We start from the raw sequence: 18,894 nt of genomic DNA, 5'->3' as shown, positions 1-18,894 counted from the left end.
AACTATGACATTACCTATCGAACAATATTCCGAACTTCTTGCAAAAAAAACCGAAAATTTAACCGCTTTACTCGCACCGTTTAATGCCCCTGAATTGGACGTTTTTGCCTCAAAACCAAGCCATTTCCGTATGCGGACCGAGTTTCGCGTTTGGCACGATAAAAACGAGCAAGGCGAAAATGAGCTCTATTATATTATGTTTGACCAAGCGACCAAACAACGCTATCGCGTGGACCATTTTCCGATTGCTAATGAGTTGATCAACCGAATGATGCAAGCTCTGCTGGCTGATATTCACGGCAATGAAATTTTAACACGCAAGCTGTTCCAAGTAGATTATTTAAGCACCTTGAGTGGCGAAATCGCGGTTTCACTGCTCTATCATAAAAAGCTTGATGATGCGTGGATTGAGCAGGCTAAAGCCTTAAAAACTCGCTTAGAAAATCAGGGCTTTAAGGTGCAAATCATCGGGCGAGCAACCAAGCAAAAAATCGCGTTAGATTGTGATTTTGTCGAGGAAATTTTACCGCTTGCAGGCAAAAATTACACTTATCGCCAAGTCGAAAACAGTTTCACGCAGCCGAATGCGGAAATGAATATTAAAATGCTCGAATGGGCGAGAGATTGCACCCAAAACAGTACGGGAGATCTGCTTGAGCTTTATTGCGGCAACGGCAATTTCTCGATTGCATTGGCAGAAAATTTCCGCAAAGTGTTGGCAACGGAAATCTCCAAATCTTCAGTGCAATCGGCACAATACAATATCGAAAAAAATGGTGTGGATAACTTACAAATTATTCGAATGTCTGCCGAAGAGTTTACCCAAGCGATGAATGGCTTGCGAGAATTTAACCGCTTGAAAGGCATTGATCTGAAAAGTTACGAATGCAATACGATTTTTGTCGATCCACCGCGTTCAGGCTTAGATCAAGCGACCTTGGATATGGTGCAGGCTTATGAACGAATTTTGTACATCTCGTGCAACCCAGAAACATTGGCGGATAATTTAAAACAACTTTCGCAAACGCATAAAATTGAACGTGCGGCATTGTTCGACCAATTCCCTTACACGCATCACGTTGAAAGTGGTGTTTTCTTGGTTGGAAAATAGACATTTAAAATGCTAATTAAAACTTCTTCTTGACTGCTTGCCGATAAACCGATATTATTCCGCTCGTTTTCAACGGAGGAATGGTCGAGTGGTTGAAGGCACCGGTCTTGAAAACCGGCGAGGGTTTACGCCCTCCGTGAGTTCGAATCTCACTTCCTCCGCCATCAAATGCTAACCGCTTGTTTTATAACAAGCGGTTTTTTTGTATCTAAAATTTGCCAATTAAACATATAAGAAAGGAATATCAATGAATATCACCGTCTATTGCGGCGCAAGCCTGGGCAACAAAGAAGTTTACCAACAAGCCACAAAAAAACTTGGCAAATGGATCGCCCAAAAACAACATCAATTGGTTTATGGTGGCGGTGCAGCTGGATTAATGGGATTAATTGCAAATACTGTGCTTGAAAATGGCGGAAAAGTCATCGGCATTATTCCAGAGTTTTTAAAAGAACGTGAGCTCGCTCACTCGAATTTAACCGAACTAGTTGTTGTTCAAATGATGACCGAACGCAAAAAAAGGATGTTCGATCTTGCCAATGCTTTTATCGCTCTCCCTGGTGGACCGGGCACATTAGAAGAAATTTCAGAAGTGATTTCATGGGCAAGAATTGGGCAAAATCCAAACCCATGTATTCTCTTTAATGAAAACGGCTATTTTGACAGTTTACGTAATTTTTACGATAGAATGGTGCAAGATGGCTTCTTAACCCAACTAGATCGTGACAAGATTTTGTTTAGCAATGATTTGGTGGAGATTGAGACTTTTATTCAGCATTATCAGGCTCCAAGCATAAGAACTTATTAGTGGAAATAGTTAAAAAGGAAAAATAATACGAGAATATGATAAATTCATTGCTTAATTTATATATTGTCGATAAAATGCATATCGCTATTATATTTTTATATAATGCTATAATACCTCCAAATAATCAGAAATCACTCCTTGTCTGCCTTAGGGCAGACTTTTTTTATCTATTATGCTACCAAATAATAAAGCTGAAAGATTTTTCATCTTTCAGCTTTATAAGATAAATAAGAATATTAATTACCTGCTTTCTGCAGCTGCTTGTGGAACACCACAATCGTTTTGCCGTGGGCGGAGATCATCTCATCGTCTTCAAGCATTTTTAAAATACGCCCAACGGTTTCACGGGAACAACCGACCATTTGTCCTATCTCTTGGCGGGTGATCTTGATCTGCATTCCTTCAGGGTGAGTCATCGCGTCAGGTTGGCGAGCTAAATTCATCAAGGTTTGAGCAATGCGACCCGCCACATCTAAGAACGCAAGGTTGCTTACTTGGCTGGAAGTTTGGCGTAAACGGCGCGCCATTTGTGCTGAAAGATACATCAAAATTTCAGGGTTGATGTGCACAATCTGTTTGAAACGCTTGTAGGAAATTTCAGCAATTTCGCAAGTTTCTTTGGTTTTCACCCAAGCGGTACGAGTTTGCAATTTTTCTTCAAAGAGACTGATTTCGCCCAAAAATTCACCTTGCCCAAGGTTGGTTAAAAGCATCTCTTTATGCTCGTCATCTTTTACGAAAACCGATACCGAACCACTCACGATATAATAAAGCGATTCCGCCTTTTCGCCTGCGTGGATAAGTGTATATTTCGCTGGGTAGCGGTGCACGTGGCATTGAGTTAAGAACCATTCTACTACAGGATCGTGAATAGATGGCGCAGGAGTTAAGTCCTCAATCGGCGGTGTACTCAGTGTCATATCTTGCATAAAAAGTCCTTTTAGAATGGTGAAATTATGTTATGAGAGAGAGCTTCCTTGCCCATTTTAAAACCTTTTTAAAGGGCATTACCTTTGTTAAAACTAATTATTTAGGGGTATTTGTTGTCGCTATTGTAGCACATAAGCAATATTTAGCCTAAAAACGATTTTTTGTCTTTAATATCAAGGCTTTCGTGTAATTCCGACCATACAATCACCACTTTATCTGCTTTTAGTTCTGCTAACAGGCGTTCGCGTTTTTCATCCAATGAAAGCTCGCGAGCACCGTAATCCGTGCCTTCGCGTAAAATAAAGGAATCAAGCACGTTATAAAGCGTCTTTTCTTCCAGTTCTTGCCAAGGAATAATCATTGTCTTTCCTTATTCAAAAAGTGGTTTGAGCATTGCCCACTGCTTTTCAAAAGGTTGATATTGAGAGGAGTTAAAATTTGAGCGAACAAGGCGTAAAAATTGCCCTTCGCAGAAATTCACTAAGTAAGCTGCCAATGCACGTTCATCATTAAACACTTTGTCGTTATTGAGTTTACTCATTTGTAAAATATTGGCAAATTGCATCTCAAGGCTGTAAAAGAATTTTGCAATGCGGGCTTTTAATGCATCATCTTCAAACATCAAGGCATGTCCCGTAAGAACGCGAGTAACACCTGGATTTTTGCGTGCAAATTCAATCACAGAATAGATGATCGACTTAATAATCGCCTCTGTGCCATTTTCTCGACGTTTGCTTGCCACAACATAGCTATTAAGCGTTTGCTCAATTTTTTCGATCAAGGCTTCAAACATTTTCGCTTTGCTTGGGAAATAACGATACAATGCCCCTTCCGACACACCAACCGCTTTGGCTAATCTCTCGGTCGTCACACGTTGCATTCCTCCTTCAGAATTAAGCTCGCTAATCAGCGTTTCCAATACCTGTTGTTGGCGTTCTTCTTTGGTTTTTTTCGGCATTTTAACTTGTGGCGTTGACATAATTTTTCCCCAATAAACGTTTGAATAAGAGCGTGTTGTTATATTATTGCTTGCCTGAATGCCCGAAACCGCCTTCGCCGCGTTCAGTTTTTTCAAAATTTTCGACGATGTTGAAACTCGCTTGCACCACAGGCACGAACACAAGCTGTGCAATGCGGTCGCCCACTTCGATGATGAATGGTTTATCGCTGCGGTTCCAAAGTGAAACCATTAGCGGGCCTTGGTAATCACTGTCAATCAATCCCACTAAATTCCCTAACACGATGCCATTTTTATGTCCTAAGCCTGAACGAGGTAAAATCACCGCCGCCAAACTTGGATCAGCAATATAGATTGAAATGCCTGTTGGAATAAGCACGGTTTGACCCGCATCAACCGTCATCGGTGCCTCAATTAAGGCACGTAAATCTAAACCTGCTGAGCCTTCGGTTGCATACGCTGGCAGAGGGAATTCAGAACCGATACGGCTATCTAAAATTTTTAAATGAATTTGTTTCATTATTTGTCCTTTTTCTCGTTATACAACTGAGTAATTTCTCCAACCAAGGTCTTGGCTAATTTGCCCTTGTCTGCAAGCGGTAAAATTTTCTCGCCGTTTTGCCAAAAAAGCTGTAAGGCATTTTGCTCTTGCCCGAAAACTTGCCCACCAGATACATCGTTGGCACAAATCAGATCGAGATTCTTACGTTGTAGCTTGCTTTTTGCATATTCTGCCACGTTTTGCGTTTCTGCCGCGAAACCGACCACGAACGGGCGCTTTTTCTGCAAGTTTGCGACCGTTGCGATAATATCTGGATTTTTCACGAGTTTTAGCGTTAATTCATCGCTATCTGCGGTTTTCTTAATTTTCTGGGTTGCCACTTCTGCTACACGATAATCTGCCACCGCAGCGCAGCCAATAAAAATCGCAGATTGTTCAGCAAATCTAACCGCTTGTTTCGCCATTTCTTGGGCAGAAAGCACATCGACTCGTACTACATTTTTCGGTGTTGCTAAATTAACAGGTCCAGCAATCAGCGTTACTTTTGCCCCCCGTTTAGCAAAGGCATCGGCAATCGCAAAGCCCATTTTGCCCGAGCTGTGATTACTGATATAACGCACGGGATCAATCGCCTCTTGGGTTGGACCCGCGGTAATTGTGATGTTTAAATCGGCTAAATCTTGTGTATCCGCAAAATGTTCGCACACGGCTTGGAAAATTTCACTCGGCTCAGACATTCGCCCTTTGCCCACATCGCCACACGCCTGAAAACCGCTGTTCGGCCCGATTATTTGTACACCACGCTCCGCCAATACTGTTAAGTTTTCTTGCACCGCTGCTTGTTTGAACATCTGTTGATTCATCGCGGGCGCAAGCAGAATGGGGGAAGCGGTCGCAAGGCAAAGGGTGGAAAGTAAGTCATTGCCCATACCTATACGAAGGCGAGCGATAAAGTCTGCCGAAGCGGGGGCAATTACTATGAGATCTGCCCATTTCGCCAACTCAATATGCCCCATCGCAAGTTCTGCTTGAGGGTCTAACAATGAGGTAGAAACTGCATTCCCTGAAATCGCTTGTAGCGTTAAAGGGGTAACAAAGGTTTCTGCCGCAGGGGTAAGCACCACACGCACCTCTGCATTCGCATTTTTGAAATGACGAATTAACTCAATGCTTTTATAAGCAGCAATGCCACCTGTGATGCCGACCAGAATTTTTTTATTTTTCAGCATAAAATGAAATAAGATGTGAAAATAAGTACAGTATTTTACAAAAAAAAGCAGATACTCACAACAAAAAATATTGTTTGTATATTTAAATGTTGGCATTAGTGATATGCCTAATGTTATTCATTTTAGTTTTAATATATATGGAAAGAGGTTCGTTTAGATACCAGTTTAATGGCAAAAAGTAAATAAAAAATGTTGCTAATATCTAAAGGATGTGACATTAGCAACATTTTGGAACTGTAAAATACAGAAATTTATCCACTAATCAATCGGTGGAACGTAAATGCCGCTGGCGATGGCATCTTTAATGCGATCAGCTTCTGCCAACACTTGTGCCAATAATGCTTTCACGTTTTCAAGTGTTGCAATTGGACTTAAGGTCGTCATTTTAAGCGATTGTTTGCCGTCGACTTTGGTCACACCAATATTCGCTTCGCCTCGTGCAAAGAGTTCATCTGCCACGTTTTGGTTGAGGGCATCCACAAATTCCGCAGGATAGTCTTCAGGTACCACACGGAATAATACCGAAGCAAACTGGCTTGGCACAAGCATTTCTAATGATGCGGAGTCGTTGATGTATTGTTCCACCTCTTTAGTCAGTTTTACACCGTGGTCGATCATTGAAGCGTAAAGCTCTTCGCCCAAGGCTTCTACGGTGAACCACAATTTCAATGCATCAAAACGGCGGGTAGTTTGTAATGATTTCGCTACCAAATTCGGCACACCGTGTTCTTCGTCGTATTCCGAGTTGAGGTAGTCCGCTTTGTAGTCGATAAATCGGTAGTTTGCAGGATCTTTCAACAAGAATGCCCCACACGAAATCGTTTGAAAGAAGTGCTTGTGGAAGTCGAGTGTGATCGAGTCAGTCAATTCAATCCCATCTAATAAATGGCGGTAATCTTTAGAAAGCAATAATGCTCCGCCCCATGCGGCATCAACGTGTAACCACGCTTGGTATTCGTCTGCTAATTTTCGGATGGCTTTTAAGTCATCAATCGCTCCTGCATCTGTTGTGCCTGCGGTAGCCACGATACAAGCAGCGATTTTACCTTCGGCTTTTAATTGGGCAAGCGTTTGTTCAAGAGCAGCTACGTCCATTTGAGCATTTGCATTTGATGGCACAGTCACGACAGATTGGAAACCCATTCCCATCATCGCCATATTTTTTTGTACGGAGAAGTGTGCGTTTTCAGAGCAGATTACTTTCACTTTTTTCATGGCATCGGCAGGAATACCATCACGTTGTACAGACCATTCTGAACCATCTTTGTTTTTCCAGTGGCTTGCAATCGCCCAATCGCGCGCTAACAATACGCCCATTAAGTTAGATTGAGTACCGCCAGAAGTAAACACGCCCGAAGTGCCTTCGCCATAGCCCGCTTTTTGGCGGAGCCAGTCGATCAAATGCTCTTCCATAATTGAACCCGCGGGGCTTTGATCCCAAGAGTCCATAGATTGGTTGGTGGCATTAATCAACACTTCCGCAATTTGGCTTGCAACCATCGTTGGACAGTGTAAGTGAGCCAATGAGTGCGGATGATGCACTTTCAAACTTGGATTAAGGAAAATTTCCACTAAGTGATCGAGCGATTTCTGTACGCCTACGCCCTCTTTGGTTGGCTTAAAACCGTCCACCAGGGTACGCATTTGCTTGATAGAACCGCCCGTGTACATTTTTTCATTTTTCAGCCAAGAAGAAACCGCTTGTACAGCATTGTGCATCGCAGTTTCGTAGTCAGCGATTGCTTTGCTATCGTTGCAAAATAAAGCTTGTTTGTGTTGTTCAAGGTTTGACATAATTATTCCTAGATATAAATTACACCCAATTTTCTGTACGCAATGCGGGAACTCGCTCAAATTCTCTTAAATTGTTACTAACCAGAATTAATCCTTCACTACGAGCATGAGCAGCTATATGAATATCATTTTCGCCAATCAATTTCCCTTGTTTAGAGAGTTCAGCTTTAATATTGCCGAAATGAGCTGCATGCTTTGGTTGGTAATCTAAAATGGTGAGGCGTGATAAGAAATCTTCAATAACCGCAAGGTTTCTTTCGGGATATTCGCTTTTTTCAGCTCCATAATAGAGTTCAGCCACAGTAATGCTACTCATGCACATTTTCCCTGCATTTTGATTAAAGCGAGAAAGAACTTCTAATGGTCTACGCTTAATCACGTAAATCACAATGTTAGTATCAAGCATATATTTCAACACTATAAAGCCTCACGCTCTGGTTGAAATGCAATTTCTCGTTCATTCATAAAATCATCGCTAACAGCTTGATCATTCAAGAAAAAACTATCCCAAGATTGGTTGAGAGGCGATAAAATCCGATCACTGCCCAATACACGAACCGATAATTTTTTGATTTCTTCAGAAAAGCGAACTTCAGCGGGCAAACGCACGGCTTGACTTCGATTAGTCATAAAAACAGAGGCTTCAATCATAGTTATTCCTTATGCTTAATTGTATATAGCATAAGTATATCCCAGTTTTGTACAGTTGAGTAGAAAAAAGGTGGGATTTCCCCACCATTTTGAATTTACAAGCGGTCAAAATCCGCAAAACTTTTGCAAAATCCGACTGCTTTTAATTAACCACGTACCGCTTTTAATGCGTCTGCAACGGATTGTTTGAAGCGTTTGATGAACTCTTCGCACTCGGATTGGTTGATGTTCACTGCACAAAGTACTCGAACCACGTTCCCGCCGCGTCCGCCACGTTCGAGCAAGAGTTTGTTTTTGAAGCACGCTTTTTGGATCGCTACTGCTAATTCACAATCGCGTGGGTAAGCCCCTGTTGCATCTTTCGCTTGGCGTTCGTCCACAATATCGATACCCATCATTAAGCCGCGACCACGCACGTTACCGATGCATGGATATTCTTTGCTTAATTCGCGTAGTGCATTGGTTAAGTATTCGCCACGTTCTTGGGCATTTTGTGCGAGGTTTTCATCACGCATAATTTTAAGTGAAGCGTAACCTGTTGCCATCGCTAATTGGTTGCCGCGGAATGTGCCTGTGTGCCCCGCTGGTTGCCAAGCATCGAACTCTTTGCGAATTGCTAATACGGCTAATGGTAAGCTGCCGCCAATCGCTTTTGACATTACCACGATATCTGGTTGAATGCCTGCGTGTTCAAAGGCGAACATTTTACCTGAACGGCAGAAGCCCGCTTGTACTTCGTCCATGATCATTAAGATACCGTGTTTTTGGGTTACTTCACGCACTTTTTGTAAGAAGCTGATTGGAGCTGGTACAACACCGCCTTCGCCTTGGATTGCTTCTAAGATCACCGCAGCAGGTTTTACTACGCCGCTTTCTACGTCTTCGATAAAGTTTTCAAAGTAATGCTCAACTGCTTTCGTACCCGCTTCGCCACCGATGCCAAATGGGCAGCGGTATTCGTGCGGATATGGTAGGAATTGCACGCCCGGCATTAAGTTTTGCACGGCGTTTTTTGCACCAAGATTACCTGTTAAGGCTAATGCACCTTGGGTCATACCGTGGAAGCCGCCAGAAAACGCGATCACATTGCCACGACCTGTGTAGGTTTTCGCTAATTTGATCGCTGCTTCGTTGGCGTCTGCACCTGACGGGCCAGTGAATTGTAATATGTACTCATCTTTTGGGAAGAATGACAATAATTTTTCAGTGAATGCGTCTTTCAGCGGGGTCGTTAAGTCTAAAGTATGTAACGGTAAACCGCTGTCTAAAACATCTTTGATGGCTTGCATTAACACAGGGTGATTGTGTCCTAATGCAAGGGTTCCTGCCCCTGCTAAAAAGTCGAGGTATTCGTTTCCCTCAACATCAGTGACCCAACAGCCTTGTGCTTTTGCATACGCAAATGGTAATTTACGCGGATAGCTACGCACGTTGGACTCCATTGCATCTTGGCGGTCTAAGAAATGTTGGTTTGAAGCAAGGATTGCTTGTACAGGTGTGGTAATTGTCATTTTTGATTAAAACCTTCTAAAAGAGGTGAAAAAAATAAGTCGGGTGCCTTGCGGGGAAGCCTAAGCTTTCTGATCCTAAAAGACCAGATGCCATGGGGCATTTGACTCGCTACTTATTAAAAAAAGCGTTTCAGCTTTTTTGTTTTTACCCTAGTTTGCCCAACGGACGGGCTAGGTTGGAAACAGTTTTTGATGTAGGGTTACAACAAAACGGGGGTATTGTACATTTTTATTGCAAAATGGAAAGGAAATTCAACCGCTTGTGAGCCGATCGGCTAAATAAAAAGCAAACGTTTGCAGTGATAAGATATGAAAAAACCCGAACTTTCGTTCGGGCTTAAAATCGGTCTAAAATTATTTAATTTTAGCTTCTTTATAGATAACGTGTTTACGCACTACTGGATCAAATTTTTTGATTTCCATTTTTTCAGGCATATTACGTTTGTTTTTGTCAGTTGTGTAGAAGTGACCAGTTTCTGCAGTAGAAACTAAACGGATTTTCTCACGGTTACCTTTAGCTGCCATTGGTTAGCTCCTTAGATTTTTTCGCCACGAGCACGGATTTCAGCTAATACTGCATCGATGCCTTTTTTATCAATAATACGCATACCTTTCGCTGTTAAGCGTAAAGTTACGAAACGGTTTTCAGACTCAACCCAGAAACGGTGAGTGTGAAGGTTAGGTAAAAAACGACGACGAGTCGCGTTTAATGCGTGTGAGCGGTTGTTACCAACTGCTGGACGCTTGCCGGTTACTTGGCAAACTCTTGACATTTTAATTCTCCAATTACTTAAGTAAGTTTGTATGGTTCGGGCGATGAGTGCTGACTCAACACAGCGTACTCACTACCTCGTCAGGTATAAACCCGACCAAAGACTATAATAAAGGTTCTCAATTATACTTGTTTTTCTTTGCCTATTCAAGCTCTTCTCTCAAAATTGCCTATTTTTTCGTGTGGTGATATGCCTTATCCATCGCCATAATCACCTCACGTACTACTTTTTTCTGCTCTTGTGGCAAATTCAAGAATATCTGAAAAAGCGTCTGATCCTGATAACTTGCCGCACTTTCCCAAATGTGTTTATTCGGCTCTTTTTTCTTCTCTAATTTGGCAACTTGGTAGGCTTTTTCATCAGAAACCAATTCGTGAATATCAATTTCAAGCCATTTGGTAAGCGTTTGAAGACGAGCAAGCGAAGGTAATCCTTCCCCTCTTAACCAACGTGCCACAGCGTGCAAACCAATCGGCTTACCATAATGGCGTAAGTTAAATTCACGTTCGATCACTGAAGCTTTGGGTTCGTAACCTTTTGCTAATAAAGTTGTACGTAATTTTTCCGCAAAATATTCTTTTTCATTCATTCCTCTAAGCTAACTAACGGAAATTTATTTAGCGTAACTTTCAATGAAAGTTACGTAAATATCTGTGACAGTTGATAAATTGTCAAAAAACTCTCTTTAGCCAAATATGACCAAACAAATTAAATCAAAACAGCGTGTTGCGGATCACGGGGAAGTGTTTACTCGTGAGCAAGAAGTAAATGCGATGTTAGATCTTGTTAAAGATGAAACCTTACGGATTGAATCCCGTTTTCTTGAGCCTGCTTGTGGCGATGGCAATTTTTTAATTCAAATTTTGAAAAGAAAATTAGAAATCGTTGAAAAAAACTACCGCACTTCACAACGAGAATACGAGTTTTATGCTGTGCTAGCGATTTGCTCTATTTATGGCATTGAGCTTTTAAAAGATAACGTCGAAGCCTGTCGCAAGCGGTTACTTTCTTATTTTATTTTGCAATATGAACAAACATTTCCTAACCAGACTAATCCTGATTGCATTGCGGTGGTGGCTTTTATTCTGAGCCTGAACATTGTGCAAGGAAATGCCTTAACCATGTGCTACACCGAGAGTCAAGAATTTTTGCATTTTTCGCAATGGTCGCCCGTGTCGTTTCCTCGCAAATTTTCACTCAAACGGCACGATTTCCAATATCAATATTTGGTGGATAACGCGGGTTCGCCTTATCAATCCTTACAAGAATTTCTAAGCTGTTATTTTCTGGACATCCAAAATGCAAAACCTATCGATAAACTATAACCCTGACGTGCTTTCTTGCTTGGCGAATTTATCAAATGATGAAGTGTTTACCTCGCCTGCACTTGCCAATCAAATGTTGGATTTATTGCCGCAAGAATTATTCCGTTCATCAAAAACAACATTTCTCGATCCTGCCACTAAATCAGGCGTATTTTTACGAGAAATTGCCAAACGGTTATTGGAAGGGCTGAAAGACGAAATCCCCGATTTACAAACACGAATTAACCATATTCTAACCAAACAAATTTTTGGCTTAGGCATCACCGAACTCACTGCCTTACTTGCCCGTCGCACACTTTATTGCAGCCGTGAAGCCAATGGAAAATTTTCTGTTTGTGATGGATTTAACGATCCACAAGGCAATATTTTTTATTCTCCGCTAAAACACCAATGGGAAAATGGACGTTGCGTGAAGTGCGGTGCAAGCGAACAAGTTTATAACCGTGGTGATGAATTAGAAAACCACGCCTATTCCTTTATTCATCAAGATTTAGCCAATATCAATGAGAAATTACCCGTGAAATTTGATGTCATTATCGGCAATCCGCCGTATCAGTTGAGTGATGGTGGTGCACAAGCCAGTGCCAAACCGATTTATGATCAATTTGTACAACAAGCTATTAAATTACAGCCGAAATACCTTTCAATGATTATTCCTGCAAGATGGTTTACTGGCGGGAAAGGTTTAGATGATTTTCGCGATCAAATGCTCAATGACCGACGAATTTCAGAAATTCATGATTTTCCAAATTCAAATGATTGTTTTACTGGTGTAGAAATTAAAGGTGGGGTTTGTTATTTCCTTTGGGAAGAACAACACAACGATGATTGCTTAATTGTGACACACGAAAAAAATTCGCAAATTTCTGAAATGAAACGACCGCTTAAAGAAGAGAGATTAGATTTTTTAATTCGTTATAACAGTGCAATTGATATTTTAAGAAAAGTATCAAGTAAACAAGAAAGTAGTTTTAGCAGTTTAGTTAGTGCAAGAAAACCGTTTTATTTACCAACAACTTTTAAAGGAAAAAAAGAACCTTATAGTGATAAATATAATAACGTCACACTTTATCAAAATAAAAGTATCTCTTACGTAAAACGAGAAGAAATCTCTACAAATAAACAACTTATTGATCAACATAAATTATTTGTACCAAAGGCAATTGGCTCGGGAGATAGTAAAACCGACTGGGTAAAACCGATTTATGCCGAACCCAATACTGCTTGCACGGAAACTTATCTTGTTATAGGGCCATTTGAAGATAAGCAAATCTGTGAAAATGTAATTAGCTATATCAGTACAAAATTTTTCCATTTTCTACTTACTTTGAAAAAGAACACGCAAGATGCTACGAAAAAAGTCTATGAACTAGTTCCAATACAAGATTTTTCCAAACCATGGACAGATAAAGAACTCTACGAAAAATATCAATTAACACAAGCAGAAATTGAATATATTGAATCAATGGTTCGCCCTGTTTCTAATGAATAATGCTCAAGATCTCCCTCTTTAGAAAAGAGGGGTTAGGGGAGATTTGATTGCGCTCTTAATTTCTCATGAGCTTCGTTTTTACGCCTGCCAAATATCCCCCAGCCCCTCTTTGCTAAAGAGGGGAGTTTTTGAGAAAAATTTATACTTTATACGCCTGTAATATCACAAAGGAAAAACAATGAGCTACCTTTCACCGCTACGCCGTCCGAGAATTTATGCCTACGCTGACACCCGTTATCCCAATTGCCTAAAAGTCGGTTACACCACAAGAACCGTGACAGAACGCTTAAAAGAACAATATCCTGTTACGTTACCATCTCAAAGCTACCGTGTTGAACTAGACGAAGAGGCAATCCGTGAAGATGGTTCATTTTTTACTGATCACGAAGTACATCAAGTACTGCTTAAGCATGGCATAGAACGTCTTGATGGCGAATGGTTTAAATGTGATTTAAAAGCAGTACAAGCGGCATTATTAGAAGTAAAAACGGGCGTAGTGCAGAAACGCCAAGCGATTTTTAACTTCGGCATGCGGCCTGAACAGCAAAGTGCGGTAGAAAAAGCGGTTGATTATTTCCAAAATTTTGCAAACGACCCACTTAATCAAGGCAAAATCCCTCATTTCCTTTGGAATGCCAAAATGCGTTTTGGGAAAACCTTTGCAGCGTACCAATTAGCAAAAAGAATGGGGTGGAAGAAGGTATTAGTACTAACGTTTAAACCTGCAGTACAAAACGCGTGGCAAGAAGATTTGGAAAATCACCTTGATTTCCAAGATTGGGCGTTCGTGACGGAAGAAAAAGATTGGCAAATGAATGCGAATTTTCCGCAGGTTTGTTTTGGTTCGTTCCAAGATTATTTGGGCAAAAGCAAAGCGGGCGGGATTAAGCTCAAAAATGAATGGGTACACGTTATCAATTGGGATTGTGTGGTTTTTGATGAATATCACTACGGGGCATGGCGCGACAAGGCGAAAGATCTCTTTGCCGATAACGATTGGGAGAAAGAGCAATCCAAGCAACAGAAAGCTGAAGAGCACGAAATGGAGCTTGATTCGCCCAACTACTTTGATGAGGAATTGTTGCCAATTACCACAGATCACTACCTTTATTTATCGGGTACCCCATTCCGTGCCATCAATTCGGGCGAGTTTATTGAAGAGCAAATTTTCAACTGGACGTATTCCGATGAACAAAAAGCCAAAAATGCGTGGGAGGGTGAAGATAACCCTTATTTAGCCTTGCCGAAAATGGTGATGCTTACTTATCAATTGCCTGATGAAATCCGAGAAGTTGCCTTAAAAGGAGAGTTTGCTGAGTTTGATTTAAACGTATTTTTCTCTGCTACAGGTGAAGGAGAAAAAGCGAAATTTAAATACCAAAATGAAGTGCAAAAATGGTTAGATCTCATTCGTGGGCAGCTGCTTTCTACTACGGTGGATAATCTCAAAATGGGGGCAGATCGCCCACCAATGCCATTTAGTGATGCCAATTTATTAGGCAGTTTGTTACACACCCTTTGGTTCTTACCGAATGTGGCAAGCTGTTATGCAATGCGGAATTTATTAACTCAACCGCAAAATACGTTTTACCACGATTATCAAATTATTGTGGCGGCAGGCAATGAAGCAGGCATGGGGGCTGATGCATTAATTCCCGTGAAAAAGGCGATGCAAGATCCGCTTAAAACCAAAAGCATTACGCTTAGCTGTGGCAAATTAACGACAGGTGTATCCGTTGCGCCTTGGGCAGGGATTTTTATGTTGCGAAACCTTGCCAGCCCGGAAACTTATTTCCAAGCAGCTTTCCGTGTGCAAACTCCTTGGGTATTACGTGGACAAGATCCGAATAATCCTAATGCACAATGCATTCTAAAAGAGAATTGCTATGTGTTTGATTTCGCACCAGACCGAGCATTGCGACAGCTTGCTGATTACAGCTGCCAATTAAATACGGAGAGCATCAATCCCGAACGCAAAGTGGCAGAGTTTATCCAATTCTTGCCTGTGTTGGCATATGATGGCAGTTCAATGCGAGCGATTGATGCCTCGGGCATTTTAGATATGGCGATGAGTGGCACAACGGCAACACTTTTAGCACGCCGTTGGGAAAGTGCGTTGTTGGTGAACGTGGACAATGACACACTTAGAAAACTGAAAAATAACGATCAGGCAATGAAAGCCTTAATGGGCATTGAGGGTTTCCGCCAGCTAAATTCGGATGTAGAAACCATCCTCAATAAATCAGGAGCGGTTAAAAAAGCGAAAAAAGAGGCAGGCGATAATCCCACACCGCAACAGAAAAAAGCGATTTCGGAGGAAGAAAAAGCGGAGAAAAGTTTGCGGAAACAGATTCAAGAAAAATTGATGAAATTTGCTACCCGTATTCCTATTTTTATGTATTTGACCGATTACCGCGAATATATGTTAGAAGATGTGATTCGTCAGCTTGATACAGGTTTGTTCCAAAAAGTGACAGGATTGAACCAAGCCGATTTTGATTTGTTAGTGAGTTTAAATCTGTTTAACAAAGGCTTGATGAATGATGCGGTGTTTAAATTTAAGCGTTATGAGGATAGCAGCCTTGAGTACACCGGCATTGTGAAACATCATCCAGAACAGATCGGGCTTTATGATACCACAGTCGATATCCGCGAGTATCGTGGGGAATATTAGCCTAAAACTCAAGCGGTCAATTTCTGCAAAACTTTTGCGAAAATTGACCGCTTAGTGCTTTTCTAACTTTCCGTTGCATGCAATGCCAAAATCTTACACAGCAACGAAAATAGTGCTGGGTAAAACTGATTTTGAAGGGGAATTTTTGCCAATTTTTCTGCCATCTTCGGTAGCCACGTTTGCAGCTGTTCGCGGATAAATTGACGTTGTTCCGCAAGCGTTTTTTGCTCAACAAGCTTAAGCAAAATTTCCAAATAGACGCAAAGATGATCGCTCGGTTCATTCACTTGGCGGTTGGTTTGCAGACCAAATTCTGTTAAATAATCATCCATTTTTTGCAAGTTTTGCGTCAGTTCCTCGCCTGCTAAATAAGCGGAAGCATAAGGCATTGCACTGATTGCACCTTCTAGCAAAAAGCATTCGGCAAAATTGGCGGCGAGCTCTAAACGGTCGTGTGGGTGGAGCTGCAAGCTGGCAAGTGCCGTTTCAAGCTGTGCGATTTCAGCAGCAAAGCCCGCTTCTTTCAAAAAGGCAAAAAACGGAGTAAATTCGCCCGCTTGTAAGCTTTGCAATTGTGCATCGGTAAGCTCCCGTCCGAGTATGTTGCTAAACCAGCGATAGATAAATTGGTACTCTTCTTTTTGGAACATTAAGCACGCTCCATTATTTTCGGGCCGCTAAAGCCGTTCGGCTCAGGAGCTTCGCCTTGCCATTTTTCCACATTGATTAAGCAAGTGCTGACACAAGTGGCTTGCGAGAGTTTAGATGCTCCAATGTCTAACGTTAAAGTATTTGGGCAGCCGTAGGTGTCAATTGAGCCAACTTTCTCATCAAGCGGTGAGAACCACGCTCCTTCTTGCAAACGCACCACACCCGTTGGGAAGTTATCCGATAATACTGCCCCTACTAACACTTGCCCGCGTTCGTTGTAAACGCGCACTAAATCACCGTCTTGAATACCAAGTTTCGCCGCATCTTGCGGGTTCATATAGAACGGTTCACGCCCTTTTACGCTGTATGTATCACGTAAGTTTTTCGCTTCGCACAGCTGAGAATGCAAGCGTTTGTCGGGGTGAACAGATTGCATCCAGAACGGGTAGCGTTCTGAGTTTGGTCCACCGTGTGAGCGTTCAGCTTTTTCGAACCACATTGGATGCCCTTTGCAATCGGTATAGCCATAGCTGGCGATTTTTGGGCTGTAAATTTCGATAAAGCCTGATGGCGTGCCAAGAGCGTGCAATTCGGGATCTTCGCGGAAATCAGCGTGGCGTACCCAAGGTTTGCCCTCTGGGAAAAGCACGTAGCCTGTTTTCCAAAACTCCTCAAACGGGGGCATTTCAAACTTGCCACGGTTGGCGTTGCGACAATCACGGTAGAGGCGTTCCACCCATTCCATTTCGTTCATTCCGCGGCAATATTCTTCCGCTTTGCCAAAGCGTTCGCATAAGCCTTTAAAGATCTCAAAATCGGAGCGGGCTTCATACATCGGCTCAACCAATTTGTGCATCGCTAATATCCCACGGTTGCTGTAAGAGCCATAGGCGTCGATGTCGTTACGTTCAAATGGCGTGCAAGCAGGTAGCACGATGTCGGAGAAACGGCAAGTTGCCGTCCAGCTGTAATTAAGCGAAACCACGGTTTCCAATTTTTGGAAGGCTTGCTTCATTTTGTTCAATTGCGATTGGCGGCTCCACTGGTTACAGCCTGAAAAAATCGCCATTTTGTATGGGGCGTAGGTGATTTTTTTGCCGTTGTAATCAATGGTTTCACCCGCGTGAAGTAATGCATCGGTGGTACGAGCCACAGGGATAACTTCACTATAACCTTGGTAATCTTTGTTGTTGTATTTCGGTGTTTGCCCTTCATCTAAATTCGATGGGAAGGAGCCTGGCATTGAAGCCCCAGAACTTGAAACGCCTACCGAACTGTAATGGTGAGCATAACTCACACCGCCGCCAGCCAAGCCAATTTGTCCCAACATCGCGGCTAATACTGCACCCATCCAATAAGGCTGCTCGCCGTGTTGTTGGCGTTGGATTGCCCAGCCAAAAATCAGTTGGGTGCGTTTTCCTGCCAACATCCGTGCAAATTCGCGGATTTTCTCGGCAGAAACGCCACAAATTGGTGCAGCCCACTCTGGCGTTTTAGCGATTTTATCTTCGGTTTCACCCAGCAAATAAGGCACGAATTTCTCAAAACCAAGAGTGTAAACATCGAGGAAGGCTTTGTCATATAAATTCTCGGTGTAAAGCGTATGGGCAATTGCCAACATAAACGGCATATCCGCTTGTGGGTTTACGTAAAAATGGTCGCAGCCCAAATAATTTTGTGTTTTGCTTTTCACAGGATCAACACACACCACGTTGATCGCGTTGTTCTTCACTTTCTCTTTTAGCTGCTCAAAATAGGCATACGCCTCGTGCGTTTCGCAGTTCCAGCCCACTTGTAAATTCTTGATTGGATCGTTCGCCCAGAAGATCAGGTTTTCGGTCTCTTTTAAAATGATCTCCCACGATGTACCTTGTGAATAAACCTCGGTTGAACCCAGCACATACGGCAGAATGGTTTGTCCAGCCCCTGTGGAATAATCGCCCACCGTGCCCACACTATGCCCGTGCATCGCAATCGCTCGGATCATATGGTTTCCGCAGCTGTGGAATTGCCCCGAAGAACGCCAGCCGACATTGGCAGTGTGAAGTGCCCAAGGGCCGTAATTTTGCTGGATGCGTTCCAGTTCTTGATAGAAAAGATCGAGTGCTTCATCCCAACTGACGCGAACAAAGCGGTTGTCGCCCCGTTGCAAGCGGTCGCTTTTTTCACGATTTTTGAGCCAATCTAATCTCACCATCGGATAACGCACGCGAGATTCGCCATATAAAATACCTTTGATGCCTTGGATCATTTCGGTTGGGTGTTTGTCAAATTCAAAAGGTTTGATTTCAGCCAATTTGCCATTGATCACTTTGGCACGCACTGCACCCCATTGGCAGCCAGTCATTTTCCATTCATCAGGCGTTTTTGTTCCGTTTGCTTTTACCTCACGCGGAACAAGGAATGATGGCATTGCAAGGCTTGCCGTCATCAGCGACATTTTTTGTAAAAATTGGCGACGTGAAAATTCAAGAGAAGACATACA

The 18,894-nt window shown here is 42.3% G+C and carries 19 protein-coding genes and 1 tRNA gene; 6 read left to right on the top strand and 14 right to left on the bottom strand.

The features are described 5' to 3' along the window. Positions 1-4: 4 nt before the first annotated feature. From trmA to DPV92_RS04830, 3 genes are all read left to right on the top strand, one after another. Complete coding sequence (gene trmA / locus DPV92_RS04840; RefSeq protein WP_111353915.1) at positions 5-1,111, top strand: tRNA (uridine(54)-C5)-methyltransferase TrmA; 1,107 nt, start codon at positions 5-7, stop codon at positions 1,109-1,111. A 74-nt stretch (positions 1,112-1,185) separates the two neighbouring features. Continuing rightward, positions 1,186-1,275 (top strand) — tRNA-Ser (locus DPV92_RS04835). 83 nt (positions 1,276-1,358) lie between these two features. Then, positions 1,359-1,919 carry an LOG family protein gene (locus DPV92_RS04830; protein WP_111353914.1) on the top strand — a complete coding sequence of 187 codons (561 nt, stop codon included), beginning with the start codon at positions 1,359-1,361 and terminating at the stop codon, positions 1,917-1,919. 236 nt (positions 1,920-2,155) lie between these two features. Here the strand turns inward: DPV92_RS04830 and crp are convergent, their stop codons facing one another. The 12 genes from crp to DPV92_RS04770 form a co-directional block, all read right to left on the bottom strand. Beyond that, positions 2,156-2,848: a cAMP-activated global transcriptional regulator CRP gene (crp, locus tag DPV92_RS04825; protein WP_005710069.1), complete on the bottom strand. Its 693-nt coding sequence runs from the start codon at positions 2,846-2,848 to the stop codon at positions 2,156-2,158. A 143-nt stretch (positions 2,849-2,991) separates the two neighbouring features. Beyond that, positions 2,992-3,210 carry a YheU family protein gene (locus DPV92_RS04820; protein ID WP_111353913.1) on the bottom strand — a complete coding sequence of 73 codons (219 nt, stop codon included), beginning with the start codon at positions 3,208-3,210 and terminating at the stop codon, positions 2,992-2,994. Between the two features lie 9 nt (positions 3,211-3,219). Beyond that, on the bottom strand, positions 3,220-3,828 hold the full coding sequence (gene slmA, locus DPV92_RS04815) for a nucleoid occlusion factor SlmA (protein WP_111353912.1): 609 nt from the start codon (positions 3,826-3,828) through the stop codon (positions 3,220-3,222). A gap of 43 nt (positions 3,829-3,871) precedes the next feature. Continuing rightward, the gene (gene dut, locus DPV92_RS04810; RefSeq protein WP_111353911.1) at positions 3,872-4,327 is read right to left on the bottom strand and encodes a dUTP diphosphatase; all 456 of its coding nucleotides are present in this window, start codon (positions 4,325-4,327) and stop codon (positions 3,872-3,874) included. Beyond that, complete coding sequence (coaBC, locus tag DPV92_RS04805; protein ID WP_111353943.1) at positions 4,327-5,538, bottom strand: bifunctional phosphopantothenoylcysteine decarboxylase/phosphopantothenate--cysteine ligase CoaBC; 1,212 nt, start codon at positions 5,536-5,538, stop codon at positions 4,327-4,329. Before coaBC ends, dut begins: the two co-directional genes overlap by 1 nt. A 258-nt stretch (positions 5,539-5,796) precedes the next feature. Then, complete coding sequence (ddc, locus tag DPV92_RS04800) at positions 5,797-7,332, bottom strand: L-2,4-diaminobutyrate decarboxylase (RefSeq protein ID WP_111353910.1); 1,536 nt, start codon at positions 7,330-7,332, stop codon at positions 5,797-5,799. Positions 7,333-7,351: 19 nt separating this feature from the next. Then, positions 7,352-7,750 carry a type II toxin-antitoxin system tRNA(fMet)-specific endonuclease VapC gene (vapC, locus tag DPV92_RS04795; protein WP_111353909.1) on the bottom strand — a complete coding sequence of 133 codons (399 nt, stop codon included), beginning with the start codon at positions 7,748-7,750 and terminating at the stop codon, positions 7,352-7,354. Next, entirely contained in the window at positions 7,750-7,983 is a 234-nt protein-coding gene (gene vapB2 / locus DPV92_RS04790) for a type II toxin-antitoxin system antitoxin VapB2 (RefSeq protein WP_005706948.1), read from the bottom strand. The genes vapC and vapB2 overlap by 1 nt, the downstream gene beginning before the upstream one ends. A 146-nt stretch (positions 7,984-8,129) precedes the next feature. After that, positions 8,130-9,494 carry a diaminobutyrate--2-oxoglutarate transaminase gene (locus DPV92_RS04785; RefSeq protein ID WP_111353908.1) on the bottom strand — a complete coding sequence of 455 codons (1,365 nt, stop codon included), beginning with the start codon at positions 9,492-9,494 and terminating at the stop codon, positions 8,130-8,132. Positions 9,495-9,848: 354 nt separating this feature from the next. Continuing rightward, positions 9,849-10,019, bottom strand: coding sequence for a 50S ribosomal protein L33 (rpmG, locus tag DPV92_RS04780; RefSeq protein ID WP_005706939.1), 171 nt, complete (start codon positions 10,017-10,019; stop codon positions 9,849-9,851). Positions 10,020-10,030: 11 nt separating this feature from the next. Beyond that, a complete protein-coding gene (gene rpmB, locus DPV92_RS04775; RefSeq protein WP_005599762.1) occupies positions 10,031-10,267 on the bottom strand; it encodes a 50S ribosomal protein L28 in 237 nt (78 codons plus the stop codon). 169 nt (positions 10,268-10,436) lie between these two features. Then, positions 10,437-10,856, bottom strand: coding sequence for a hypothetical protein (locus DPV92_RS04770; protein WP_111353907.1), 420 nt, complete (start codon positions 10,854-10,856; stop codon positions 10,437-10,439). A gap of 106 nt (positions 10,857-10,962) precedes the next feature. Here DPV92_RS04770 and DPV92_RS04765 point away from each other — a divergent pair, with 106 nt between their 5' ends. The 3 genes from DPV92_RS04765 to DPV92_RS04755 all read left to right on the top strand — a co-directional run bounded on the left by DPV92_RS04765 (position 10,963) and on the right by DPV92_RS04755 (position 15,758). Next, positions 10,963-11,592 carry a DNA methyltransferase gene (locus DPV92_RS04765; RefSeq protein WP_111353906.1) on the top strand — a complete coding sequence of 210 codons (630 nt, stop codon included), beginning with the start codon at positions 10,963-10,965 and terminating at the stop codon, positions 11,590-11,592. Then, positions 11,567-13,084 (top strand): Eco57I restriction-modification methylase domain-containing protein, encoded by a 1,518-nt coding sequence (locus DPV92_RS04760; protein WP_111353905.1) that lies wholly within the window; start codon positions 11,567-11,569, stop codon positions 13,082-13,084. The genes DPV92_RS04765 and DPV92_RS04760 overlap by 26 nt, the downstream gene beginning before the upstream one ends. 178 nt (positions 13,085-13,262) lie before the next feature. Next, on the top strand, positions 13,263-15,758 hold the full coding sequence (locus DPV92_RS04755) for a DEAD/DEAH box helicase (protein ID WP_111353904.1): 2,496 nt from the start codon (positions 13,263-13,265) through the stop codon (positions 15,756-15,758). Between the two features lie 62 nt (positions 15,759-15,820). Here DPV92_RS04755 and torD read toward each other — a convergent pair whose 3' ends face one another. Further along, positions 15,821-16,408, bottom strand: a complete 588-nt coding sequence (gene torD / locus DPV92_RS04750) for a molecular chaperone TorD (protein ID WP_111353903.1) — start codon at positions 16,406-16,408, stop codon at positions 15,821-15,823. Beyond that, positions 16,408-18,891, bottom strand: a complete 2,484-nt coding sequence (gene torA, locus DPV92_RS04745; RefSeq protein WP_111353902.1) for a trimethylamine-N-oxide reductase TorA — start codon at positions 18,889-18,891, stop codon at positions 16,408-16,410. Before torA ends, torD begins: the two co-directional genes overlap by 1 nt. Between the last annotated feature and the right edge of the window lie 3 nt (positions 18,892-18,894).

The organism is Pseudohaemophilus paraphrohaemolyticus (genome assembly GCF_003253115.1).
GTDB lineage: Bacteria > Pseudomonadota > Gammaproteobacteria > Enterobacterales > Pasteurellaceae > Haemophilus_A > Haemophilus_A paraphrohaemolyticus_A.
The sequence above is the reverse complement of the archived record's forward strand: the minus strand, read 5'-3'. Positions and strand labels throughout refer to the sequence as shown.

What these genes read in the sequence shown, in the direction of transcription:
- trmA (WP_111353915.1), top strand. Translation starts at nt 5, where the DNA reads ATGACATTACCTATCGAACAATATTCCGAACTTCTTGCAAAAAAAACC.
- DPV92_RS04830 (WP_111353914.1), top strand. Translation starts at nt 1,359, where the DNA reads ATGAATATCACCGTCTATTGCGGCGCAAGCCTGGGCAACAAAGAAGTT.
- crp (WP_005710069.1), bottom strand. Translation starts at nt 2,848, where the DNA reads ATGCAAGATATGACACTGAGTACACCGCCGATTGAGGACTTAACTCCT.
- DPV92_RS04820 (WP_111353913.1), bottom strand. Translation starts at nt 3,210, where the DNA reads ATGATTATTCCTTGGCAAGAACTGGAAGAAAAGACGCTTTATAACGTG.
- slmA (WP_111353912.1), bottom strand. Translation starts at nt 3,828, where the DNA reads ATGTCAACGCCACAAGTTAAAATGCCGAAAAAAACCAAAGAAGAACGC.
- dut (WP_111353911.1), bottom strand. Translation starts at nt 4,327, where the DNA reads ATGAAACAAATTCATTTAAAAATTTTAGATAGCCGTATCGGTTCTGAA.
- coaBC (WP_111353943.1), bottom strand. Translation starts at nt 5,538, where the DNA reads ATGCTGAAAAATAAAAAAATTCTGGTCGGCATCACAGGTGGCATTGCT.
- ddc (WP_111353910.1), bottom strand. Translation starts at nt 7,332, where the DNA reads ATGTCAAACCTTGAACAACACAAACAAGCTTTATTTTGCAACGATAGC.
- vapB2 (WP_005706948.1), bottom strand. Translation starts at nt 7,983, where the DNA reads ATGATTGAAGCCTCTGTTTTTATGACTAATCGAAGTCAAGCCGTGCGT.
- DPV92_RS04785 (WP_111353908.1), bottom strand. Translation starts at nt 9,494, where the DNA reads ATGACAATTACCACACCTGTACAAGCAATCCTTGCTTCAAACCAACAT.
- rpmG (WP_005706939.1), bottom strand. Translation starts at nt 10,019, where the DNA reads ATGGCAGCTAAAGGTAACCGTGAGAAAATCCGTTTAGTTTCTACTGCA.
- rpmB (WP_005599762.1), bottom strand. Translation starts at nt 10,267, where the DNA reads ATGTCAAGAGTTTGCCAAGTAACCGGCAAGCGTCCAGCAGTTGGTAAC.
- DPV92_RS04770 (WP_111353907.1), bottom strand. Translation starts at nt 10,856, where the DNA reads ATGAATGAAAAAGAATATTTTGCGGAAAAATTACGTACAACTTTATTA.
- DPV92_RS04765 (WP_111353906.1), top strand. Translation starts at nt 10,963, where the DNA reads ATGACCAAACAAATTAAATCAAAACAGCGTGTTGCGGATCACGGGGAA.
- DPV92_RS04760 (WP_111353905.1), top strand. Translation starts at nt 11,567, where the DNA reads ATGCAAAACCTATCGATAAACTATAACCCTGACGTGCTTTCTTGCTTG.
- DPV92_RS04755 (WP_111353904.1), top strand. Translation starts at nt 13,263, where the DNA reads ATGAGCTACCTTTCACCGCTACGCCGTCCGAGAATTTATGCCTACGCT.
- torD (WP_111353903.1), bottom strand. Translation starts at nt 16,408, where the DNA reads ATGTTCCAAAAAGAAGAGTACCAATTTATCTATCGCTGGTTTAGCAAC.
- torA (WP_111353902.1), bottom strand. Translation starts at nt 18,891, where the DNA reads ATGTCTTCTCTTGAATTTTCACGTCGCCAATTTTTACAAAAAATGTCG.